A 21104-nucleotide genomic window follows, 5' to 3' on the forward strand; every position below is an offset into this window, starting at 1 on the left:
TGCACTCCCTTTAAAAGAGCCCTGTATACCATTGTGTCCATATATCTCCATACAGCAGCATACAAAAACATGCCGCCGCAATCGCCGGTCCAAACGGAATTTTCTCCCTCCGACCGATGACAGAACCTGCAATTCCCAGCACACAGCTGAGAATCAGGAAAAATAATACCTCCCAGGCGGAACGCATATACAGTCCCGTCACAAAAAAAAGTTTTACATCGCCGCCCCCCAAGCTTTCTTTTCCGGTCAGGCGGTCAAACAGCAGGGAAAGTGCCAGCATACTGACAGCCAGTCCGGCACCGGTCAGAACTCCCCGCAGCATCTGTCTTCCCGGTTCCGGTAAGCCCAGCGCCGTGCCGAAAAAGATCAGGATTCCGGCTATCTGAAGCCGGTCCGGTATGATCCACGCATGCAGATCTGTGAGTGTCAGACATAAAAGCACCATCCAGAGCAGAATTCCCCGCAGTGCCAGCACCGAGACATCGTACCGGTACATAATCAGGCAGCATGCAATTCCTGAAACAAGTTCCGTCCAGAATGCCTCCGCCGGGATCTTCGCTCCGCAATAACGGCACCTGCCCCGCAGGCACAGCCGTGAAAAAAGCGGTACCAAATCCAGTACTCCCAGCACATGACCGCAGGCATCACAGTGGGATCTCCCTTTCAAAACGGACGTTCCGTTTAACATCCGCCCTGCCAGACAGTCTGTAAAACTTCCGAGCGCACAGCCCAGAATAAAAGTAATCATCAAAATGTAAATTGTTAAAAATGTGGTTTGATGCAGCATCAATGGAATATCTCCTGTCCGTACCCATGTTCTGTCTGTTTGTAAATCCCCAATATTTTATATCTTCCAAGATATGTAAAACGCTATCTTTATCTTAAAACGCCCAATTTCATTTCTTTTATTTGGCGCCAAATCCCGGCTTTGGACCAAATGGATTCTGGCTGGTTCCCCCAACTTCATTTCCCTCATAGAAAGGAGCGGTCTGAAGCGGAGACGTATTCGCATATGGATTAGCCGCCGGATTTCCGATGTAAACCAGAATATCTGTACACGGTGTCTTGGCTTCCATCGCCGTCTTCCGGTATTCCTGCCCCAGGTCATTTACCTTCTTTGTTCCACTTCCCTGTGCGTACTCAATGTGCGCGTTCTCTCCCTCTGCCTGACAGACAATCTTTCCCTCTTTTACATTGTATCGGTAATAGCGGTATTGCTTCTGCGGCTGGTTCTCGTAGCGTTCCAAGCTTTCCTTGCTTCCATACAGCATTGCCACGGCCGCCGCCTTCGCCGCACGGACATTCGCCTGATTGGCTGCGATGACCGCTTTTTTCCGCTGTGCCGTAAAAATCGGAATACTGATCGCCACCAGAATTCCTACGATGGCTACCACTACCAGAAGTTCTGCCAGTGTGAAACCGCCTTGTTTCTTTTTCATCTGCTATCTTGCCCCTTAGTAATACACCTTTTTATATTTTTAGCAAAAATGGATGGGAAAACCCCATCCATTTTGCCACGTATGTGGTTTTATTCTTCATCAACCTTTTTCCTTATCAGCAAATAATTTAACTGTTGCTCCGCTCAAGGTGTCATCACTATTTGTGCCACTTGTTGGTTCAATTTCAACACTGATTTTCTCATATTTATTTTTTGAGGATACCGCAGCGTCCATATTCTCCACTTCATAACTTGCTGCTTTTGTGGCATTCTCACCAAGCTTTGTTGCTACACCTGTACTAATATCATAATCATATGTAGCTTTTGCAAAAGTATCCTTATCATCAGTTAAATACTCCGCAACCGCTGCCGCCTTCGCAGCTCTCAGATTTGCCTGATTTGTAGCTTTTCTAGCCTTGCTCAGCTGTGCCGTAAATACCGGAATCGAAATTGCAACCAGGATGCCCACGATCGCAACAACCACCAGCAGCTCTGCCAGTGTGAAACCTTTTTTGTTCTCACGAACTTTCTTGATTAAGACCTTCATAAAATCAATCTCCTTATTGTATAGTATTTTATTAATGAACAGAGAATTTTCTCTGCGCCATCCAGCCTCTGCCGTATCACATTTCACATGTGTGCAGTCAATTCTTACATCAGATCATACATTGTAAAGATAGGCAGATAAATCGACACTACAATGATACCCGCAAAAATCGCAAGCACAACCAGCATCGTCGGTTCCAGAAGCGCCAGAAGCCGCTGGATTCGGTAATCCGCCTCGTTGGTGTAATAATCGGCGACATTGTCCAGTGTCTCCTCGAGTTCACCGGTTTCTTCTCCGACGGAATACATATCGACCATCGTCGGCGGGAAATATTTCTTTCCCTGCAGACATTCCACCAGGCTACGTCCCTGTTCGATCCCTGCCCGCATGGAGCGGACATCCTCGCTCAGAAGTGCATTGTCCATGACCTTCGCCGTCGTGTCAACCGCCTGGTTGATCGTGATACCCGCTACCAGAAGCACCGACATCGTATTAGCAAACTGTGCTGCGCCGTTCATCTGGTTGATCACGCCCACAAGTGGAAGGGATAACGCGATCTTTGCTTTCTGAATCCGCCCCTGCGGCGTATTGCCGTAAACCTGCGAACCAATCTTCAAAAACGCCAGCACCGCCAGCATCAGCAGCCACCACTTCGCGAAGAAATGAGAAGTCGCGATCAGCATCCGCGTCATCAGCGGCAGCGTACCGCCCAGATCAGTAAATACATCTGCCAGTGTCGGGATAACCTTCGCCATGACGATAATCAGGACAACCACCGCAACCGCAACGACAAACAAAGGATACGTCATCGCTCCCTTGATCTTCTCCGTCGTCTTGTAGGATTTCTCATAAAACTTCTGAAGCCGGTCAAAGGATCGTTCCAGCGTACCGGACTGCTCGCCTGCCCGGATCGTCTCGATAAACGTGAGCGGAAAACGGTCGCTATACTTTTCCAGCGCCGACGCAACGGTACTTCCGGCAGCTACTTCCTCTGCCGCAGCCCCCATGATCTTCCGGATCCGCTTGTCCTCATTCTGATCTGCCAGCATACGCATCGCGCGTGCCACTGTCATGCCCGAATGAAGAGTGATCGCAAACTGTGAACACAGGATCGCCAGCTTCTTCGTCTTGATCCGCCTGCTTCCGATCTCCATCTCCAGGAGACTGCCGTCATCAGGTCTTTTCTTCTCTTTCTTCTGACTGATGCTCAGAAGAATCGGATAGTTTTCCCGGATTCTGGAAGCGGCTGCCGCTTCACTCTCAGCCTGGAGCACTCCCCGGACTTCTTTTCCATCCCGTCCCAGCGCTTTATATGAAAAATTTGGCATCTCTCATACCTCCAGCCACAGGATTCAGCTGTACGCCATCCGTATGTACATCGCCATCTGCATCCTTTTATGATTATTTTAACATCTTTGTTTATTTTTGTAAATATGCCGTCAATCTTTTGGATATTTTATATAAAAGTGTGCATCTAGATTGGCTTATTTTTTGCTATTTTCTCTATACTTGCTTTGTTTTTGCCAATCTATTTTTGTATATATTTTTCACTAACACATCTGACTTTTCTTTCTTTTCCAGACTATTTCTGGTATATAGATCATCAGGGCGGAAATGGTACGTCCCGCCCTGACACTCCCAAAAGAATAGCTCCCGTTTCTTTTTATCTTCTCTCTTATTTCTCGTTCTTCTTATCCAGCATCTCTTCCATCGTATGCCATCCCAGCACCGCGCATTTGACACGCGCCGGCATATGGGAAACATCGACCAGGGCACCGGCTTCCTCGAGTTCTCCGATCTCGTTCTCGCTTGCCTCGCCCTTGATCATCCGCAGGAACAGATCCGCCAGATGGCGTGCTTCCTCTTCGGATTTTCCGATGATCAGATCCAGCATGATATCAGCGGACGCCTGGGAGATTGCGCAGCCGCTTCCCTCAAAAGCACCGTCTACCACCTGTCCATCTTCGACCTTCAACTGAAGAATGATGTCATCTCCACAGCTCGGATTGACGCCCTCTAATACCAGATTGGCATCCGGCAGCTTTTCTTTATGTAACGGATGCAGATTGTGATCCGTCAGTATTTCATTGTAAAAGGTTCTATTCTCCATATCCCATTTTCCTCCGGATTTCTTTCAGGTTCTGGACAAAACGGTCGATGTCCTCCTCCGTATTGTAGAACGCAAAGCTGGCACGCGCTGTTGCAAATACACCCAGATGTTTTAAAAGCGGCTGGGCGCAATGGTGGCCTGCGCGCACATTGACATTTGCGGCATCCAGAATCGACGCGATATCGTGCGGATGTACGCCGTCCACGGTAAAGCTGATAATTCCGTTGTGCTCTTCCGGCTTATCGCTTCCCTGGATATGAACGCCCGGAATCTGCTGCATCGCCGTCATTGCCCGTGTTGTCAGCAGCTCCTCACGCTTCCGCACCTCGTCAAATCCGACGTTCATCAGATAATCGATCGCTGCCTGTAAGCCGACCGCACCGCCGCCATTGACGGTACCGGCTTCGAATTTGTGCGGCAGTTCGGCAAAGACTGCGGATTCCCGGCTGACCGAATCGATCATCTCGCCGCCCGTCAGGAACGGCGGCATCGCATCCAGAAGGGTCTCTTTTCCGTACAGGACGCCGATTCCCATCGGTGCCATCAGCTTGTGACCGGAAAATACAAGGAAATCTGCATCCAGTGCCTGCACATCCACCGGAATATGCGGGGCGCTCTGTGCCGCATCGATGACGATGACACCGCCTTTTTCATGCACCAGTTTCGTCAGCTTCTCTACCGGATTTCTGCGGCCAAGGACATTGGAAATCTGCGGCATCGCTGCGATCTTTGTCTTTTCTGTCACCAGGGCTTCCATATCCTCATCCCGGTAGGAACCATCCGGCTGACATTCCAGATAAACGAGCTTCGCGCCTGTCTGTCTGGATACCATCTGCCACGGCAGGATATTGCTGTGGTGGTTATCAATGCTGATTAAGATCTCATCGCCTGCTTTCAGACTGGTTAAACCATAGCTGTACGCGATCAAATTCAGGCTCTCGGTGCTGTTGCGTGTAAACACGACCTCGCTCGTCTTTCCAGCATTGATAAATTCCCGCACGCGCTCTCTTGCCGCTTCATATGCCTCCGTCGCCTCGATTCCCAGCTCATAGAGCCCGCGGAGCGGATTGGCATTTTTCTTTGTATAGAAATCTTCCACTGCCTTTAATACCGCCTCCGGGCGCTGTGCCGTCGCCGCATTGTCCAGATATGCGATATCCGACCCCGCAAGCAGGGGAAAATCTTTCTTGTAATCTGTCATGTTCTGTTCCTTCTTATATATTTGTTTGTATACTTGCTGCAAAAACAAACCGCAGCCAACTTACAGTTTTTTCATTTTATTATCGCTTCTGGTTCATGAACTCCTGAACCTGCTTCTGTACTGCCTCGTCTGCTACCAGCTCATTCAGCGCGTCGATTCTCGCCCGCGCTACCATGCGCTCAGCTTCCTCTCTCGACAGTCCACGGGAGCACAGATAAAACAGCGTTGCATCGTCCAGATCGCCCATCGAAGCACCGTGATTTCCTTCGACATCTTCTTCCGCACACAGAATCAGCGGAATTGTCTGGTTTACGATGTCATCGCCGAGCAGCAGCACATCCTCGCGCTCAGTTCCCTTTGCCCCGGCGCATCCCGGCACGAAATCGATCGTTCCGCGGAACAGCTTGGAGGAACCGTCCTGCAAAACGCCAGAGACTTCCATCATACTCTCTGTCTTTTTGCCGCGGTGGCGTACTGTATAGTTCATATCCAGCTTCTGGTTTACACTGGTGTAATAGCCGATCTTCGCGTCAAATGCGCTCTTTTTTCCTTCCAGCTCGGTCAGGCAGCCCGCGTAAACCTTACCTGCGCCAAGCTCCAGTTTCAAAAGCTCAAATGTGGCATTTTCCCCGCAGGACGCACCGATATCACTCAGGCAGGTATATCCGGCGCCGAGAAGCTGCACTTCCTGAAGCTGTACCTTTGCATTCTTTTCCGCATGGACCTTTACCTGGAACGAGGATGTTCCCTGTGCGTCCTCCCCGGAGCGGAATACGATCAGCACGTTTAAGCGGCTGTTTTCCTTTGCATCCAGGCAGAGGCGGTTCTGATAACTGCCGTTTTTGTAATCGACGCAGAGAACCGTCCATTCTGTATTTTCACTCTGCAGAACAGCTGCCGCTTCCGCTGTCAGCCGGTAGATACTTCCCGCACCGGCATTTTCTTCTGCAACAGCCGTTCCATTTACAGTGTCCGTTCTATTTGCGCCAGCCGTTCCGCATTCCGCCGCCATCGCATCGTACTCGCGTCCCATGCCGGTCTGGATCTCGTCCCACTCTTTTCCGGAGATTTCTTTTTCCCAGGTCACACCTGCTGCCAGGCGCTCCGGTTTTATCAAAACACTTTCCTCCGGCCACTCAATCTGTATCTGGCTTTCGTTCATTCCCAGCCGGTTCCAGGTTCGGGTCGGAAGAATGTTTACTGTCATTTCTTTCTGTCCCATTGTTTCCTCCTGTCGTTACCATTCATGCACTTGCATGCCCCGCAGCAGAATCTGTCATTTCAAAATCCCCGCTGCAAACAGTAACCATCTATTATCCGATACTGCCTTTCATCTCAAGCTGAATCAGGTTGTTCATCTCAACCGCGTACTCAAGCGGCAGCTCCTTCGATACATCATCCGCAAATCCGCTGACGATCATTGCGCGCGCGTCCTCCTCGCTGATGCCGCGTGACATCAGATAGAAAACAGCCTCGTCGCTGATCCGTCCGATCTTTGCCTCATGGCCAACGTTCGCGTCGCGGGTCCGGATATCCATCGCCGGGACCGTATCGGAACGTGAAATATCATCCAGCATCAGAGACTGGCAGGAAACCGATGCCTTAGAACCGGATGCCTGTTTTCCAATCTGCACGCTGCTTCGGAACGTACTGATACCGCCGTCCTTGGAAATAGATTTCGTATTAATATAGGAAGAAGTCCGTTTACCCGTGTGGACTACCTTCGCACCGGTATCGAGGTTCTGACCCTCTCCGGCAAAAGTAATGCCGGTAAATTCCATTCTTGAATCATCGCCCTTTAAAATACTCATCGGGTACAGATACGATACATGGGAACCAAAGGAACCCGATACCCACTCGATCGTGCCGCCCTCTTCCACAATCGCGCGTTTGGTGTTCAAATTGTACATATTTTTCGACCAGTTCTCGATCGTCGAATAGCGGAGTTTCGCATTTTTGCCGACGTACAGCTCAACACAGCCCGCATGCAGGTTTGCTACGTTATATTTCGGCGCAGAACAGCCCTCGATGAAATGCAGATATGCCCCCTCATCAACGATGATCAGAGTATGTTCAAACTGTCCGGCTCCCGGTGCATTGAGTCGAAAATAGGACTGAAGCGGGATCGTAACCGACACGCCCTTTGGCACGTACACAAAAGATCCGCCGGACCAGACCGCCCCGTGCAGCGCTGCAAATTTATGTTCCTGCGGTTTGACCAGATGCATAAAATGCGTCCGGATCATTTCCGCATATTCGCCGTGCATTGCGCTCTCCAGATCGGTGTAGACAACGCCCTGCGCCGCTACCTCCGCGCGCACGTTATGATATACTAACTCCGAGTCATATTGGGCGCCCACACCTGCCAGTGATTTCTGCTCCGCCTGCGGGATTCCCAGACGCTCAAAGGTATCTTTGATGTCCTTCGGAACCTCCGACCATTTGGCGCTCATCTTGGATTTCGGGCGGACATAGGTTACGATATTATCCATGTCCAGATCCTCAATATCCGGTCCCCAGTTCGGGACCTGCAGGGAATTGTAAATCTGTAAGGACTGCAGACGGAACTGCTGCATCCATGCCGGGTCATTTTTCTCCTTAGAAATCTTCTCAACGATCTCCGGGGTCAGACCCGCTTTTACTTTATATGCGTCATTTTCTTTGTCTTTTATATCGTAGATGCTGCGATCTATGTCATCTACATACGTTTTTTCTTTCATGTTCGATGCCTCCATATTACCCGTGCTGATTCGTTATTACTGTCGCGTTATCCTGCGGCACCTTCGATTTCAAAAATGCCTGCCTGCGAACAGTAACGATTAGTTCCGGGCGTCTGCCACACCCGCCTCACGGATAAAGGATTCGTAGCCTTCCTGGTTAATCTTATCAACCAGGGAGCCGTCACCGGTTGCCACGATCTTTCCATCTACCATGATGTGCGTATAGTCAACATGCAGTGCATCGAGAATCCGGGTGCTGTGCGTGATAATAAGAAGCGCGCCGTTCTGGTTCTTCTGGTACTCTTCCACACCCTTAGAAACCAGACGGACTGCATCAACATCCAGACCAGAGTCTGTCTCATCGAGGATTGCCAGGCTCGGATTTAAGAGCATCAGCTGTAAAATCTCAGATTTTTTCTTCTCACCACCGGAAAAGCCCACGTTTAAGCTTCTCTGTGCATACGATTCATCCATCTGGAGAATGTCCATCGCCTTTTTGAGCTGTTTATGAAATTCCCAGATCTTTAAGTTCTTGCCAGTCTGCTGGCGCATCGCGCTCCGCAGGAAGCTTTCCAGCGAAAGTCCCGGTACCTCCAGCGGCTCCTGGAAGGACAGGAACATACCGGCTTTGGAACGCTTGTCCGTGGACTCATGTGTGATATCCTCACCCTTAAATAAGATCTGACCGCCCGTGATCTGATATCGCGGGTTTCCCATCAGGACGTTTCCGAGCGTCGATTTGCCCGCGCCGTTCGGTCCCATCAGGACATGTACCTCTCCTGCGCCGACGCTCAAATCAACGCCGTGCAGGATCTCTTTTTCTTCTATATTTGCTTTTATCTGATTTACTTCTAACACCTTTTCTGCCATAAAGCACTCCATTTCCGGGACCGGCTGAGACATTCATGCTCGGTCGCTACTGTTCACGCATACGTGCCCAGTCACGCTCGTTCTGTCTGATCTGTGACAGCCGCCTCGTCACGAAAGCGGTTGTCCTTCTTAACAAACCTCCATCTCTCTGGTTCCTTTTTTCTATAAGAAATCTGACTGTTCAGACGGCCAGATTACCCTATGGCTATTATAGGTATTTATTTCCGGATTGTAAACCCTCATTTTTCACAAAACAAGAAAGATTCTTATTATATTATTGAGACTTTTTCTCGTTTATTATTGAGTCAGCATCATCCACCCCCAATACACAACCCCTAATCCCCACGAACTCAGAATCCCATACAGGATCACCGGACCCGCGATTGTAAATATTTTGCATCCGACACCAAACACCTGTCCTTCCGCCTTGTATTCCAGCGCCGGGGATGCAACTGAATTGGCGAATCCGGTGATCGGAACCAGCACACCAGCTCCAAAAACACGAGCCAGCCTCTGGAATACATTTGCCCCTGTCAGGATAACGCTGAGCAGAATCAGTCCCAGCATCGTCCAGAGCGCCGCCGTTTTCTCCTCCATGCCTGTCTGAACCAGACAATTTGTGCTGATCTGCGCCGCCAGGCAGATCAGCCCGCCGGAAATACCCGCCATCAACACATTTTTCCATGTACTGTGGACGGGCGTAACTGATTTGACATATGCTTCATATTGATCTTTTCTGGCTTCCATGGTTTCTCCTCTCTTCTACTGTCTTCCAATTCCATGTAAGAAATAATACAGCGAACCCGCACATTTCCCCGCTGCAATCGCGAGAATCAGATATGGCAGCCCCACTGCCAGACGCAGGCGGCGGCTCAGCACCGGCAGGGCTTTCAATGTCTCTGCCAGCGACATGACGAGGCAGCCCACAAAAATACCACAGGAAAGTCCCGCAGCCGCTAGAAGCAGCTGTCCGGAGACATTTCCAAGCATCACCAGAAATCCAGCACCAGCTCCCGTTCTGCCACCGCCTTCTGCTGCCTTCTGCCACAACTCTGCCTCCGTCATTGCCGCTGGCCACGCTATTCTCAGAAAACTCCCGGTCAGCTGTTTCACCTTCTCTGTAAATAAATCCACCACATTTCCAAACAATCCTCCCAGCGCGATAATCGTCTCATACAAGAAGATTTTCCCCTTCGACGCCGTCGCCGTCTTTCCAATCAGGCGCGGATAAACGCCGATGACCACCAGAAAGGCGTAGACTCCCGCTGCCACCGTGCTTCCCGCCGCCAGCCCCGCCAGCAAAAGCAGCGCTTCTTTAAGAAACATCGATGTCATCCTCCTTCCGCTCCTCGTTCTGAATCAGCGTTTTATTGACATTTTCCTCATACAGGCGCATTTCTACCTCCAGCGGCGTCGGATCGAGACTGAATTTCCACGAAGTAAAATGATTAAAAAACAGCAAAATCCCCACCGGAAGCCCGATCGAATAACCGATCTCCAGCGCCGTTGTTCCGTCCGACGCCTGCCCCGTCGTGATCTCATATATTTTCTTGAATACATCCAGCACGTTTGCATCGTTGTTGAATGTCATGATCGCAAATGCCGCCCCGAAAAAGCAAATCAGGCAGACGAACAGCGTCTTGCACCACTGCCAGACAAGCGCCTGACGGTGCGGCGGCTGATAATGAATGACATAATCCGTCTCCCCCAGATTCTGCACCGATGTCCCCGGAATTTCCCGTTCAATCTGCTGGATAATCTCCATGACGTTTCCAACCAGACGGCTTTCGCGCTGTTTCCCGCCGCCGCGGATCCTCTTCACGATCATCGCACGGCAGCGGCTTTCCACGCTTTTTTCACTGCAATAAACTTCTCCCAGGCTTGCAAGCGGTACATTTTTCTCATGTACCTGCGTGATCTGGCTGAGTTTCAGATAGACCGTCTGTGTCATAATGCTGCCTTCTCCGTCTGTGCCTCCGGTCTCAAAAATGCCTCCGCGCTGTCCCCGGAATGCTGTACGAAGGTTCCGTCAATGTAGACGCTGTCCCGCCCCACTGCCATCAGACAGAGACAGAGCGCTGCTACAATCAGAATCATGCATCCGACCCAGACACAGATTCCCATCTTTTTTTTCATTGTCACTTTCACATTTCCCGTCATTTTTTTCCATCCTTCCTGTGTATTCTGGAAACTCTAAAAGTTCCTGCATCCAGTAGTATGGCTGTCTTTCAATGGAGTATGCACATTCATATATTCTGAATTATGAGCCTGTCTTTTTTTCTCATGTTTCTTCCAGCTTTGCGCGCATCTGCCCTAATATTTTCCGCTCGATCCGCGACACCTGTACTTGTGAAATGCCGAGCTGCGCCGCGATCTGAGTCTGTGTCTGATCATAAAAATAGTGCCGCACAATGATCTCCCGCTGCCGTCCATTGAGCATTTTCAGCAAATCTCCCAAAAGCATCCGGTCAAGCAGGACCTCATTCTCCGCTGTCTCCCCAGCAATCCGGTCCTGAAGCAGAAGACCAGTTTCTTCCCCGGCGCTGGCTGGTGCAGAGAGCGATTCAACCGGACTGTCCGCCGCCATCGATGCGGCAGCTTCCTCACAGCTCACTCCAATCTGCGCCGCCAGCTCTTCCAGCGTCGGCTCCCGCCCAAGCGCCGTGCAGAGCGCTTCCCGCGCTGCCCGGAGCCGCTGGTTTTGCTCTTTGATGGAACGGCTGACCTTGATGATCCCGTCATCCCGGAGAAAACGTTTGATCTCCCCCGCAATCATCGGCACCGCATACGTCGAAAAACGCACCTCATATGATAGGTCAAACTTATCAATCGCCTTCAACAGCCCGATACTTCCGATCTGAAATAAGTCCTCCGTCTCACACCCCCGCCCCGCAAAGCGGCGGACGATGCTCCATACAAGCCCCAGATTGTCTTTTACCAGCGCCTCCCGCGCCGTTTTATCGCCCTGGTGTGCCCGTTTGATCTGCTCGATGGTTTTATCCATAGAACTCCGCCGTTTCTTTTTCTTCCTGTTCTTTATTCATATATTCCCTTCCAATTCGCTTTTTCATCGTCACACACGTTCCGCAGCCCACCTTGGACTCCACCTCGACCTCATCCATAAACGCTTCCATAAACGAAAAGCCCATCCCTGAGCGCTCGCCGGTCGTGTCTGTCGTATACATCGGCTCCATCGCCTTTTCCACATCCAGGATTCCTTTTCCCTCATCCCGGACCGAAATTATCAGTTCTTCTCCCTCAATCCGCGCTTCTATGTAAATAATTCCGATTTCATCGCTATACCCATGAATCACCGCATTTGTCACCGCCTCCGAGACCGCCGTTTTCACATCCTCCAGCTCCTCCATCGTCGGATTCATCCGACTCATGAAGACTGCCGCTGTGACACGGGCAAACTCCTCGTTCGATGAATGGCTGTCTATCTCCAGGTGCATCCACGTGCCATTCTTCTCTGCTTGTCTCTGTTCATTCTGTTTAAATTTTCTGTATTCTTCTGAATTTTTTGTTTTTTTAAGTTTTTCTTTCACTTCCGTTTCTGATACAGATATATCATCCGCATACATATTCATCTCTCCTTTAATGTCTCCCATCCAGTGCCTCCTCTCTCGTCCGGTACGACTGCACCAGACGATACACGCCGCCGATCCGCAAAATCCGGCGCATCCGCTCGCCTGCCCCGTACACCGCCACCGTGCCGCTGCTGCCCTCCATCTGCTTATACCGGTTGAGAATCACACCGATCCCGGAGCTATCCATAAATTCCGTCCCCGAAAAATCAAAAATAATCCGGTTAATATAATTTTCCGCCAGAAGCAGGTCTGTTTCATATTTGAGTGTCAGGCAGTTATGATGATCTACCTCCTTCGGCAGATGAATCACCAGCGCCGAATCGATCGCTTCGTATGTAAACGTGTTTCGTTCCATATCAGGATTCCCCCTTTTTCGATTTTTTATGCAGCCTTTTCCTATAGGCCTAAAAGAATGTGCCTTGGCACATTCGGGCGTCTCGCGCGGTCGCTTGCAGCATGTTTCTGCTTCGCGCGAGTGCGCATCCTCACGGAGCGTTTTTTGTTTCATAGGACATGATTTCCTAGGAAAGCAAAAAGCACCGTAAAGTTTTTATCTTTACAGTGCTTTTCTTCTTAATTATCTGTCGTATTATATTTGTACTTACTGCGCCGCCTGCGTCTCCGCTCCGCTGCCTGCTGCCGTTTCATCCGCCGCAGTCTCTCCCTGACTGATGATGGACTGACCTGGAACTGCAGCCTGCTGGTTATCCGGCGCAAGCTCGGCGAGCTGCTGTCTTGCCTTGTCCGCCTGCTCGGAATCCGCATACTGGGTCACAATCTGCGTAAACATTTCGACCGCCTTGTCTGTCTCACCCTGTGCCCGGTAAATCATACCCATGTTGAAGATAACCTTCGGGTTTGCCGGACGGATCGCCAGACAGGTCTGGTAATCTGCCAGTGCTTCCGCCATACGGCCTGCCGACCACATCGTGTATGCCAGATCCTCCAGCGTCTGGTAGCCGTTTGTCTCGATGTCCTGCTTTACCCCGTTGGCAATGGAAACGACCGTCTCGTCCGTAAATAACGACGGATCAAAGCCCTCATAATAGGTAACCGCCTCTGCCAGGTTATTGTTGCGGTATGCCTGCAGCATTTTGACGAGCTTCGCATACTGGTTCAGAACGCTGTCATTGCTGTTGAGCATCGTATCCAGCTTGTTCTCCGCCTCTTCTTTGTCCTTTTTCGAGGTCTCAATGCTCTCATTTAAACTGTCAATCTCTTCATTTTTCTGATTGAGCTGCTCGTTGTACTGGAGCATTTCCTGCGTATGTGCATTATTTGCCTGCTTAATCTTGGCTGGCATCACCAGGAAAAAGATAACTGCCGCGCCCAAAAGCAGTCCCGCGCCGATATTGAGTACCGACTGCAGTCCCGTATTCTCCTTGTACGTCGGCGGCATAATGACATCATCATCCTGCATCTGGCGGTGGGAAAATGCGTTTTTCAGCTTTCTCCGCTCGATATCCGCCTTGCCGGTATGTTCTTTAACAATCTCCATATACCAGTTCGCCTTGGGATTGTTTTTATCAATCTTGAGTACCTTATACAGGGATTTGCCCGCTTTCGTATAATCCTCATGACTAATATGCAAAAGAGCCAACAGAAGATGTGCTTTTACAAATCTCGGATTAGCTTCTACAACTCTTGTAAGCTGTAAGGTCGCCAGATCGTCGCTTCCAGTCTGCGCCTGCAGAAGCGCCTGATTATATTTCTGAATCGTCGCGCTCGCCTGATCCAGACGATCCTGCTTACGCTGAATCTGGTCTAAATAATAATCAGCCCGGTTATCCTGCTCCCTAAAGTTCATGCTGATAACCCACTGCACCAGCGCCTCCGACACCTCACCCATCTCATAATAGATAAGTCCGAGAAGATTTCTGGCATCAATATGATACTTGTTCAGGTTCAGGCATTTTTTCAGATACTCGACCGCCCCTGTTAAATCCCGTCTCTTTGCCCGTTCCAGCCCGGCATTGTAAAAGCTGTTGGAAATCAGGCGAATTTTTCTTGTTCGATCCATCATGTCCGCCTATTCCTTCATATGTTTTAAAAGTTCCATCATAATATCCGACATATCTGTCAGGTCGCTCTTCACGATCGCCTCGCCGACCTCCTCGACCTCCAGACTCGGTTTAAAATGTTCGATTTCTTCCTCGAAATTGATTGTCATTCCTTCGCCACTCATGTTTTTCCTCCAGAGTTTCTTCCTTTATTACATGGATATACATTCCCGCTAATCTTACACCATTCTGGCGGTGCTGTCAAATCCAGTTCGGGAAATCTTTTTCTCCAGCTCTCCGATTAAATACAAAGAACCCACACAGAAGCAGGTATCCTCCGGACGTTTTTCCTGAACCAGTGTCTGATAAGCTGTTTTTACATCTGGTATACTTTGAACCTCACAGCCATCTGCCACCCGGTGTGCTGCTTTTTCCATCGCCTCCATCGAAAGTGCCCGCGATGTATATAAATGAGTCAGCACCAATCGATCCGGCTTCAGTTTCCGCATCAGTGTTTCCAGCATCGATTCATAATTTTTATCTGAAACGGCTGCAAACAGCAGAAAAATCCGACCATCTTTCCCGGACTCTTCTCTTCTGCGCGCTGCCACCTCTGCCGCCGCGCCCGCAAACGCACGGATTCCGCCCTCATTGTGAGCGCCATCCAGATAAACTCCGTCCTGGATCTCCTCCATGCGTCCGTGCCATACCGCATTCCGGATGCCCGCTGCCGCTGTCTCCCCGTCCACTGCAAGAAGCCGCACCGCCTGGTAAGCGATGCAGGCGTTGACCGCCTGATATTCCGCTTCGAAGGGAATAAACAGACGCTGGCTTTTCTCTTTTATCCTCAGAATCATCCCGCCATGTTCCCGCCGAAGATCCGTATACACTGCCGGGCTGATCGGATATGCCGGACAGGAAAGTTCCGCCGCCCGATTTCTGATAACAGCCGAAGCCGCCGCATCCGTATCATCGTACACCACCGGCATATTTTTTTTCAGGATTCCCGCCTTTTCGCCCGCGATCTGTGTCACCGTGCCGCCCAGGTATTCCATATGGTCAAGGCTGATTGAAGTGATAACCGTAAGCGCTGGATGCTCGATGCAGTTCGTTGCATCCAGCCGTCCGCCAAGCCCCGTTTCCAGAATCACATACTCCGGCTTTTTCCGGCGCACCATCCACATGAACATCAAAAACAGATATTCAAAATACGTCGGATGCCCCAGTCCTTCCTGCTCAAAATGAGCATATGATGCCTTAACCGCCTCAAACGCCTCCAGGAACAGTGCATCATCTGCTTCCTGTCCATCAAAAGAAAACCGCTCCGTCACGCGCACCAGATGAGGAGACGTAAACCGCGCCGTCCGCTTCCCGGCTTTCTGCAAAACCGCATCGAGAAACGAGCAGACCGACCCTTTCCCATTTGTTCCGGCCACATGTACGATTCTTTCCTCCTGCGGCAATGCATTCAGGTATGAAAGCATCCTGCGAAGCCCCTCCGCCGTATGTTTTTCACTGGTAAATTTCGGTATCTCATTCAGATATGCATCTGCCGCTTCTACCGTCCATTCTTCTTGTCTCATGGCATGAAATATCCTTTCCTGGCAAACGGAAGCGGCAGTACGAACTCTGCCGTCTGCCGCCTTGTCTTTTGTATGTTATTATTTTATATCATTTGCGGAGATCGTGCAAGTGGTTATATGGAATAAAGACTGTACCTTCTTGTGTAATAGTAACTGTTCACAGGCAATGGAGAATTCCAAGGTATTTCCTATTATGCAAGAAACCCCTCTTGATAATCAAGAGGGGTTCCACTCATCAGCTCCCTGCCGGACTTGAACCGGCGACCTACGCATTACGAATGCGTCGCTCTACCAACTGAGCCAAGGAAGCATTTTAATTTGAAAAATGCTCTGGAAAACCCAAAGCAACTTTCGATGACCTGTCCGGGAATCGAACCCGGGTTTACGCCGTGAGAGGGCGTCGTCTTGACCGCTTGACCAACAGGCCGTATGTTTTATAATAGAATCGAGGCGACGTGATTCGAACACGCGACCTCTGCGTCCCGAACGCAGCGCTCTACCAAACTGAGCCACGCCTCGATTACATGACGTAGTATAATATAAATCCAGGAGAATGTCAACACTTTTTTTGAAGAATTTTTAAAAATATTTATTATGTTTAATATTTCGCTATAGTTGCTTGTGTTTGCTCAATTCGATAAATTTATATTTACTTCATCAGCTTCTGAATCGTCTTGCACAGCTCCTCAACCGCTTCTTCCCCATTTCCCGCCTCTATATCATCAACCACACAGGTTTTGATATGGTTGGACAGCAGGACTTTGGAAAAACTGTTCAGCGCCGCCTGAACCGCTGATACCTGGTTTAATATATCGACGCAGTATCGCTCGTCTTCCACCATCGCCTTCACACCGCGCACCTGTCCCTCGATCCGGTTTAAACGTTTCAGCAGATCTTTTTCTTCGGTCAGATTTCTGTGTTTGTGGCGTTCCGTCTCTCCTCCCTGACAGACCTGCGCTTGTGATTCACATTTACAACAGCCCATGCTTTTCTCCTATCTTTTATCAAAATGCTGCGAAATGGCATATTAATTCCACCATTTCGCAGCTTTTTTCATCCTACTGAATCGAGTTCACCTTATAATCCTGTGCCTCAACCGCCTCTTTCAATGTATCGTCCGCCACATCCGCACTCATGCTTACGACCGCGGTTCCTTTCTCATGGCTGACCTCTGCGCTCTCCACGCCTGCCAGTGCCTCCAACGCCTTCTTTACGCGTGCCTCACAGTGTCCACACATCATTCCTTCGATATTCATTGTCTTTATCATCGTTATTCCCTCCATATTTATATTATTTTTTTGATTCTCACTTTTTTGCATTTCTTTTGAAACAGTTTCATTTTCATTTGCTGTTTGCCCAATTGACCGGGTGTCTTCTGCCCCCATCCTAACTGCACCTGCATTTTCTGCCTTTTCTCCACCTTTATTAGCAGCCTTCTCAGCCCTCTTCCGCATCGGATGATCCTTCGATGCATCGTGCATCTTAAACAGATTCAGCCGCAGCGCGTTCGTCACTACGCAGAAGCTGGATAAGCTCATCGCTGCAGCGCCGAACATCGGATTTAATTTCCATCCAAAGATAGGATACCACAAACCGGCTGCAAGTGGAATACCCACAACATTGTAAAAGAATGCCCAGAACAGGTTTTCGTGAATATTTCGAAGCGTCGCACGGCTTAGACGGATTGCCGCCGGAACATCACTCAAACGGCTCTTCATCAGCACCACATCCGCGGCATCAATCGCGATATCTGTACCGGCTCCGATCGCGATACCTATATCGGCACGCGTGAGCGCCGGGGCATCATTGATACCATCACCGACCATTGCCACCTTGCCCTGTTCTTTCAGGCTGCGGATGACACTCTCTTTCCCATCCGGAAGTACTCCGGCAATGACTTCATCCACACCAGCCTGTGCCCCAATCGCACGGGCGGTCCGCTCATTATCTCCGGTCAGCATGACCACACGGATTCCCATGTTCTGCAGTTCCCTGACCGCCTGCGGGCTGTCTTCCTTGATGACATCTGCCACGGCAATCATACCAGCCAGACGACCATTTTTCATAAAGCACAGCGGTGTCTTGCCTTCCGATGCCAGGCGCTCAAAGGATGCCTGTTCCTGTGCGGACACCGTCGTATGTCCGCTGATATAGGAAAAGCTTCCGCCTGCCAGTGAAGCGCCGTCTAACGTACCAGAAAGTCCATTACCCGGCAGCGCCTGGAAATCAGCCGCCTCCGGCGCGTCAATCTGCTGTTCTTTTGCATAAAGAAGAACCGCTTTCGCCAATGGGTGCTCACTCTTCTTTTCCAGGGAAAGCGCCAGGCTTACCAGCTCCTTCTCAGTCACACCTCCAGACGGGATGACGTCGGTCACACGCGGCTCGCCGCTGGTGATCGTACCCGTCTTATCAAGCGCTACAATGTCCATTTTTCCGGTTTCTTCCAGCGAAACAGCTGTCTTGAACAAGATTCCGTTTTTCGCGCCCATGCCGTTGCCGACCATAATCGCAACCGGCGTAGCCAGTCCCAGTGCACACGGGCAGCTGATAACCAGTACGGAAATACCTCGCGCCAGTGCGAATCCAAACGTCTGTCCTGCCAGCAGCCAGATAATCGTTGTCACCACTGCGATCGTGATAACCGCCGGGACAAACACGCCGGAAACCCGGTCTGCAATCTTGGCGATCGGCGCTTTCGTCGCCGCCGCGTCGCTGACCATGCGGATGATCTGCGACAGGGAGGTATCTTCACCGACTCTGGTCGCCTCACAGCGCAGATAACCAGACTGGTTGACCGTTGCCGCCGAAACCGGGTCACCCTGTGCCTTATCCACCGGAATACTCTCGCCGGTCAGTGCTGCCTCGTTGACCGCGCTTGTTCCTTCCAGGACCACACCGTCCACCGGGATATTTTCACCTGGGCGTACAACAAATACATTACCCTTCTTTACCTCTTCAATCGGAACCTTTGTTTCCACTCCATCCCGGATGATAACAGCTGTCTTCGGTGCCAGTTTCATCAGTCCCTTTAAGGCATCCGTCGTTTTTCCCTTGGAACGCGCCTCCAGCATTTTTCCGACTGTGATCAGCGCCAGAATCATTGCCGCCGACTCAAAGTAAAATTCATGCATGTAGGACATGACTGCCGTGTCGTTGCCCTTTAACTGTGCGTCCGTCATCGCAAACAACGCATATGTGCTGTAGATAAACGACGCGCCGGAACCAAGTGCTACCAACGTGTCCATGTTCGGGGCGCGGTGTAAAAGTCCCTTGAAACCGCTGATAAAGAATTTCTGGTTAATCACCATGATAATTCCGGCCAAAAGGAGCTGCAAAAGTCCCATCGCCACATGGTTGCCATCCATAAAGTGCGGCAGCGGCCAGCCCCACATCATATGTCCCATCGACATATACATAAGGACTGCTAAGAATCCCAGCGATGCGATCAGACGGTGTTTTAAGACCGGCGTCTCCCGATCTTTTAAGGCGTCCTCTGCCTCCGACGCGCTCTGCGCCTGCGCTGCAGTGCCCTGTCCTTTCAGGGATGCGCCATATCCGGCATCTTCCACCGCATGAATCACGGTCTCCGGGGGCACATCGCCCTCGACGCCCATCGAATTTGTCAGCAGGCTGACCGAGCATGCCGTGACACCCGGCACTTTCGATACTGCCTTTTCAACCCGGCTGCTGCATGCCGCGCAGCTCATGCCGGTTACTGTATATTGCTTCATGGTCTCCTCCTATCTCTTAACTGCCTTTATAATATACCCCCATAGGGTATATGTCAACCCCAATTTCATTTATGATCTCTTTTTCTCAACAAAATAATAATGGACGCAAAAAGACTCTGTCCGGAGAATTTCCCCTTACAGAGTCTTTTATACATTCGCATCCATGCCGCCCTTTTGCGGGCATAGACATTATTCCATTTTTATCTGCGCATCATCCAAACAGCACGCCCAGCACGCCGTAGGACAGAATCGACATAATCACCGTCGCCAGCGCGATACCGACTAAAATCGCGCCAAATGCCTTGCCAAATTTCATGTGGAGCAGGGATGCCACCAGCGCGCCTGTCCATGCGCCGGTTCCCGGAAGCGGGATGCCGACAAAGAGCATCAGCCCCCAGAACTCATATTTCTCGATCTGCCCTTTTTTGCTCATCGCTTTGCGTTCCAGCCACAGCGCAATACCACGGAAACACGGAACCTTCTTCATCCACTCCAGCACATGGCGGATCAGAAGCAGGATAAACGGGATCGGCAGGATATTTCCCACGATACAGATCGGGATCGCCCGCAGGATCGGCACGTTTAAGAGTGCCGGTGACGCAGCCAGAAGCCCGCCTCGAAGTTCCAGAATCGGAATCATCGAGATAATGAAGATAATTGCCTCCTTCGATATGACTCCGGATAAATTAGCTGTAAACCATTGTACCAGTGAATCCATAAATTATGCCTGCTCCCCGCTGTTATTTTCATTCTGTGCCGCAGTATCGGTGGTGTTCTCCGAAACAGAGTCCGAAACATCCGCGGAATCCGCGTCTGGACCAGCCGCGCCTTCTGTTTCTGCGTTGTCAACCGCCTTATCTGCTGCAGCTTCATCCTTCTCTTCAAAGATAGTCTCCTGCATCTCCTCCGGTTCTTCCGGCTCATGCACATCTGCAGATGTCGTTGAATCCATCGGCGCACCGCACCGGCTGCAGAATGCCGCATTTTTCTCCACCTTTGCGCCGCACTCCGCGCAGACTCTTGTGCCCTCTAACTCGGCAATCTCATCCTCCAGGGACGCAATCTTCACAAGCCCTGCCTGGATAGTGTGGAACTCATCTGCAAATTTCCCTTCCAGCTCGCCCTCATGTCTGTCATAGTATGCTTTTCCCAGTGTGATATATGCCTTATTAATCTTATCTTTCTCGGCGGACAACTTCGATTTCAGCTGTAATACGCCTGTAATGTCCTTTACCCGGTTCGCAGCTTCCTTGCTCTTATCGCTGATCACCTTTCCAAGTTCATCGAAAAATGCCATATTTCTTCCTCCTCTGC

At 50.5% G+C, this 21104-nt stretch carries 23 protein-coding genes and 3 tRNA genes; all 26 read right to left on the reverse strand.

Going from position 1 to position 21104, the window contains the following annotated elements; all coding sequences use genetic code 11:
* Positions 1–10: 10 nt before the first annotated feature.
* Entirely contained in the window at positions 11–787 is a 777-nt protein-coding gene (locus tag DWZ45_RS09490) for an A24 family peptidase (RefSeq protein WP_107000047.1), read from the reverse strand.
* Between the two features lie 118 nt (positions 788–905).
* Entirely contained in the window at positions 906–1439 is a 534-nt protein-coding gene (locus tag DWZ45_RS09495; RefSeq protein ID WP_118468771.1) for a type II secretion system protein, read from the reverse strand.
* Positions 1440–1538: 99 nt separating this feature from the next.
* Positions 1539–1985 carry a prepilin-type N-terminal cleavage/methylation domain-containing protein gene (locus DWZ45_RS09500; RefSeq protein WP_118468773.1) on the reverse strand — a complete coding sequence of 149 codons (447 nt, stop codon included), beginning with the start codon at positions 1983–1985 and terminating at the stop codon, positions 1539–1541.
* A 104-nt stretch (positions 1986–2089) separates the two neighbouring features.
* The gene (locus DWZ45_RS09505) at positions 2090–3313 is read right to left on the reverse strand and encodes a type II secretion system F family protein (protein WP_118468775.1); all 1224 of its coding nucleotides are present in this window, start codon (positions 3311–3313) and stop codon (positions 2090–2092) included.
* 347 nt (positions 3314–3660) lie between these two features.
* Positions 3661–4095 carry a Fe-S cluster assembly sulfur transfer protein SufU gene (gene sufU / locus DWZ45_RS09510; protein WP_118468777.1) on the reverse strand — a complete coding sequence of 145 codons (435 nt, stop codon included), beginning with the start codon at positions 4093–4095 and terminating at the stop codon, positions 3661–3663.
* Positions 4085–5296 (reverse strand): SufS family cysteine desulfurase, encoded by a 1212-nt coding sequence (locus tag DWZ45_RS09515; protein WP_107000052.1) that lies wholly within the window; start codon positions 5294–5296, stop codon positions 4085–4087. Before DWZ45_RS09515 ends, sufU begins: the two co-directional genes overlap by 11 nt.
* Before the next feature lie 79 nt (positions 5297–5375).
* Positions 5376–6518, reverse strand: a complete 1143-nt coding sequence (locus DWZ45_RS09520; RefSeq protein WP_118468779.1) for a SufD family Fe-S cluster assembly protein — start codon at positions 6516–6518, stop codon at positions 5376–5378.
* A gap of 91 nt (positions 6519–6609) precedes the next feature.
* Positions 6610–8016 (reverse strand): Fe-S cluster assembly protein SufB, encoded by a 1407-nt coding sequence (gene sufB / locus DWZ45_RS09525; RefSeq protein WP_118468781.1) that lies wholly within the window; start codon positions 8014–8016, stop codon positions 6610–6612.
* Positions 8017–8115: 99 nt separating this feature from the next.
* The gene (gene sufC, locus DWZ45_RS09530; RefSeq protein ID WP_107000429.1) at positions 8116–8886 is read right to left on the reverse strand and encodes a Fe-S cluster assembly ATPase SufC; all 771 of its coding nucleotides are present in this window, start codon (positions 8884–8886) and stop codon (positions 8116–8118) included.
* 297 nt (positions 8887–9183) lie between these two features.
* On the reverse strand, positions 9184–9633 hold the full coding sequence (locus DWZ45_RS09535) for a SpoVA/SpoVAEb family sporulation membrane protein (RefSeq protein ID WP_107000055.1): 450 nt from the start codon (positions 9631–9633) through the stop codon (positions 9184–9186).
* A 15-nt stretch (positions 9634–9648) separates the two neighbouring features.
* Positions 9649–10212 (reverse strand): stage V sporulation protein AB, encoded by a 564-nt coding sequence (locus DWZ45_RS09540; protein WP_118468783.1) that lies wholly within the window; start codon positions 10210–10212, stop codon positions 9649–9651.
* Positions 10202–10837, reverse strand: coding sequence for a stage V sporulation protein AA (locus DWZ45_RS09545; RefSeq protein ID WP_118468785.1), 636 nt, complete (start codon positions 10835–10837; stop codon positions 10202–10204). Before DWZ45_RS09545 ends, DWZ45_RS09540 begins: the two co-directional genes overlap by 11 nt.
* Complete coding sequence (locus DWZ45_RS09550) at positions 10834–11046, reverse strand: hypothetical protein (protein WP_107000057.1); 213 nt, start codon at positions 11044–11046, stop codon at positions 10834–10836. The genes DWZ45_RS09545 and DWZ45_RS09550 overlap by 4 nt, the downstream gene beginning before the upstream one ends.
* 121 nt (positions 11047–11167) lie before the next feature.
* On the reverse strand, positions 11168–11890 hold the full coding sequence (locus DWZ45_RS09555; protein ID WP_118468787.1) for a SigB/SigF/SigG family RNA polymerase sigma factor: 723 nt from the start codon (positions 11888–11890) through the stop codon (positions 11168–11170).
* Positions 11883–12341 carry an anti-sigma F factor gene (gene spoIIAB, locus DWZ45_RS09560; RefSeq protein ID WP_118637498.1) on the reverse strand — a complete coding sequence of 153 codons (459 nt, stop codon included), beginning with the start codon at positions 12339–12341 and terminating at the stop codon, positions 11883–11885. Before spoIIAB ends, DWZ45_RS09555 begins: the two co-directional genes overlap by 8 nt.
* A gap of 142 nt (positions 12342–12483) precedes the next feature.
* On the reverse strand, positions 12484–12831 hold the full coding sequence (locus DWZ45_RS09565; RefSeq protein ID WP_118468789.1) for an anti-sigma factor antagonist: 348 nt from the start codon (positions 12829–12831) through the stop codon (positions 12484–12486).
* Between the two features lie 246 nt (positions 12832–13077).
* On the reverse strand, positions 13078–14499 hold the full coding sequence (locus DWZ45_RS09570; RefSeq protein ID WP_227589635.1) for a tetratricopeptide repeat protein: 1422 nt from the start codon (positions 14497–14499) through the stop codon (positions 13078–13080).
* A 6-nt stretch (positions 14500–14505) separates the two neighbouring features.
* Positions 14506–14661 carry a hypothetical protein gene (locus tag DWZ45_RS14515; protein WP_022358683.1) on the reverse strand — a complete coding sequence of 52 codons (156 nt, stop codon included), beginning with the start codon at positions 14659–14661 and terminating at the stop codon, positions 14506–14508.
* Between the two features lie 54 nt (positions 14662–14715).
* Positions 14716–16059, reverse strand: coding sequence for a Mur ligase family protein (locus DWZ45_RS09575; RefSeq protein WP_118468791.1), 1344 nt, complete (start codon positions 16057–16059; stop codon positions 14716–14718).
* Positions 16060–16296: 237 nt separating this feature from the next.
* Positions 16297–16369, reverse strand: a tRNA-Thr gene (locus DWZ45_RS09580).
* A 45-nt stretch (positions 16370–16414) separates the two neighbouring features.
* Positions 16415–16486: transfer RNA gene (locus DWZ45_RS09585), tRNA-Glu, on the reverse strand.
* 18 nt (positions 16487–16504) lie between these two features.
* A tRNA-Pro gene (locus tag DWZ45_RS09590) sits at positions 16505–16578 on the reverse strand.
* A 130-nt stretch (positions 16579–16708) separates the two neighbouring features.
* Positions 16709–17044, reverse strand: a complete 336-nt coding sequence (locus DWZ45_RS09595) for a metal-sensing transcriptional repressor (RefSeq protein WP_022358560.1) — start codon at positions 17042–17044, stop codon at positions 16709–16711.
* A 73-nt stretch (positions 17045–17117) separates the two neighbouring features.
* Positions 17118–19790 (reverse strand): heavy metal translocating P-type ATPase, encoded by a 2673-nt coding sequence (locus DWZ45_RS09600; RefSeq protein ID WP_118468793.1) that lies wholly within the window; start codon positions 19788–19790, stop codon positions 17118–17120.
* 211 nt (positions 19791–20001) lie between these two features.
* Entirely contained in the window at positions 20002–20508 is a 507-nt protein-coding gene (locus tag DWZ45_RS09605; RefSeq protein WP_022358562.1) for a small multi-drug export protein, read from the reverse strand.
* A 3-nt stretch (positions 20509–20511) separates the two neighbouring features.
* A complete protein-coding gene (locus DWZ45_RS09610; protein WP_118468795.1) occupies positions 20512–21087 on the reverse strand; it encodes a zinc ribbon domain-containing protein in 576 nt (191 codons plus the stop codon).
* Positions 21088–21104 lie beyond the last annotated feature (17 nt).

This window comes from Clostridium sp. AF32-7AC (assembly GCF_003477925.1).
Lineage (GTDB): Bacteria > Bacillota > Clostridia > Lachnospirales > Lachnospiraceae > Otoolea > Otoolea fessa.

Excerpts from the sequence above, each read along its gene's own strand:
- DWZ45_RS09575 (WP_118468791.1), bottom strand. The coding sequence starts at position 16,059 with ATGAGACAAGAAGAATGGACGGTAGAAGCGGCAGATGCATATCTGAAT.
- spoIIAB (WP_118637498.1), bottom strand. The coding sequence starts at position 12,341 with ATGCACCTGGAGATAGACAGCCATTCATCGAACGAGGAGTTTGCCCGT.
- DWZ45_RS09500 (WP_118468773.1), bottom strand. The coding sequence starts at position 1,985 with ATGAAGGTCTTAATCAAGAAAGTTCGTGAGAACAAAAAAGGTTTCACA.
- DWZ45_RS09515 (WP_107000052.1), bottom strand. The coding sequence starts at position 5,296 with ATGACAGATTACAAGAAAGATTTTCCCCTGCTTGCGGGGTCGGATATC.
- DWZ45_RS09520 (WP_118468779.1), bottom strand. The coding sequence starts at position 6,518 with ATGGGACAGAAAGAAATGACAGTAAACATTCTTCCGACCCGAACCTGG.
- sufB (WP_118468781.1), bottom strand. The coding sequence starts at position 8,016 with ATGAAAGAAAAAACGTATGTAGATGACATAGATCGCAGCATCTACGAT.
- DWZ45_RS09550 (WP_107000057.1), bottom strand. The coding sequence starts at position 11,046 with ATGACGGGAAATGTGAAAGTGACAATGAAAAAAAAGATGGGAATCTGT.
- DWZ45_RS09545 (WP_118468785.1), bottom strand. The coding sequence starts at position 10,837 with ATGACACAGACGGTCTATCTGAAACTCAGCCAGATCACGCAGGTACAT.
- DWZ45_RS09565 (WP_118468789.1), bottom strand. The coding sequence starts at position 12,831 with ATGGAACGAAACACGTTTACATACGAAGCGATCGATTCGGCGCTGGTG.
- DWZ45_RS09595 (WP_022358560.1), bottom strand. The coding sequence starts at position 17,044 with ATGGGCTGTTGTAAATGTGAATCACAAGCGCAGGTCTGTCAGGGAGGA.
- DWZ45_RS09490 (WP_107000047.1), bottom strand. The coding sequence starts at position 787 with ATGCTGCATCAAACCACATTTTTAACAATTTACATTTTGATGATTACT.
- DWZ45_RS09610 (WP_118468795.1), bottom strand. The coding sequence starts at position 21,087 with ATGGCATTTTTCGATGAACTTGGAAAGGTGATCAGCGATAAGAGCAAG.
- DWZ45_RS09540 (WP_118468783.1), bottom strand. The coding sequence starts at position 10,212 with ATGTTTCTTAAAGAAGCGCTGCTTTTGCTGGCGGGGCTGGCGGCGGGA.
- DWZ45_RS14515 (WP_022358683.1), bottom strand. The coding sequence starts at position 14,661 with ATGAGTGGCGAAGGAATGACAATCAATTTCGAGGAAGAAATCGAACAT.
- DWZ45_RS09605 (WP_022358562.1), bottom strand. The coding sequence starts at position 20,508 with ATGGATTCACTGGTACAATGGTTTACAGCTAATTTATCCGGAGTCATA.
- sufU (WP_118468777.1), bottom strand. The coding sequence starts at position 4,095 with ATGGAGAATAGAACCTTTTACAATGAAATACTGACGGATCACAATCTG.
- DWZ45_RS09600 (WP_118468793.1), bottom strand. The coding sequence starts at position 19,790 with ATGAAGCAATATACAGTAACCGGCATGAGCTGCGCGGCATGCAGCAGC.
- sufC (WP_107000429.1), bottom strand. The coding sequence starts at position 8,886 with ATGGCAGAAAAGGTGTTAGAAGTAAATCAGATAAAAGCAAATATAGAA.
- DWZ45_RS09555 (WP_118468787.1), bottom strand. The coding sequence starts at position 11,890 with ATGGATAAAACCATCGAGCAGATCAAACGGGCACACCAGGGCGATAAA.
- DWZ45_RS09535 (WP_107000055.1), bottom strand. The coding sequence starts at position 9,633 with ATGGAAGCCAGAAAAGATCAATATGAAGCATATGTCAAATCAGTTACG.
- DWZ45_RS09495 (WP_118468771.1), bottom strand. The coding sequence starts at position 1,439 with ATGAAAAAGAAACAAGGCGGTTTCACACTGGCAGAACTTCTGGTAGTG.
- DWZ45_RS09570 (WP_227589635.1), bottom strand. The coding sequence starts at position 14,499 with ATGATGGATCGAACAAGAAAAATTCGCCTGATTTCCAACAGCTTTTAC.
- DWZ45_RS09505 (WP_118468775.1), bottom strand. The coding sequence starts at position 3,313 with ATGCCAAATTTTTCATATAAAGCGCTGGGACGGGATGGAAAAGAAGTC.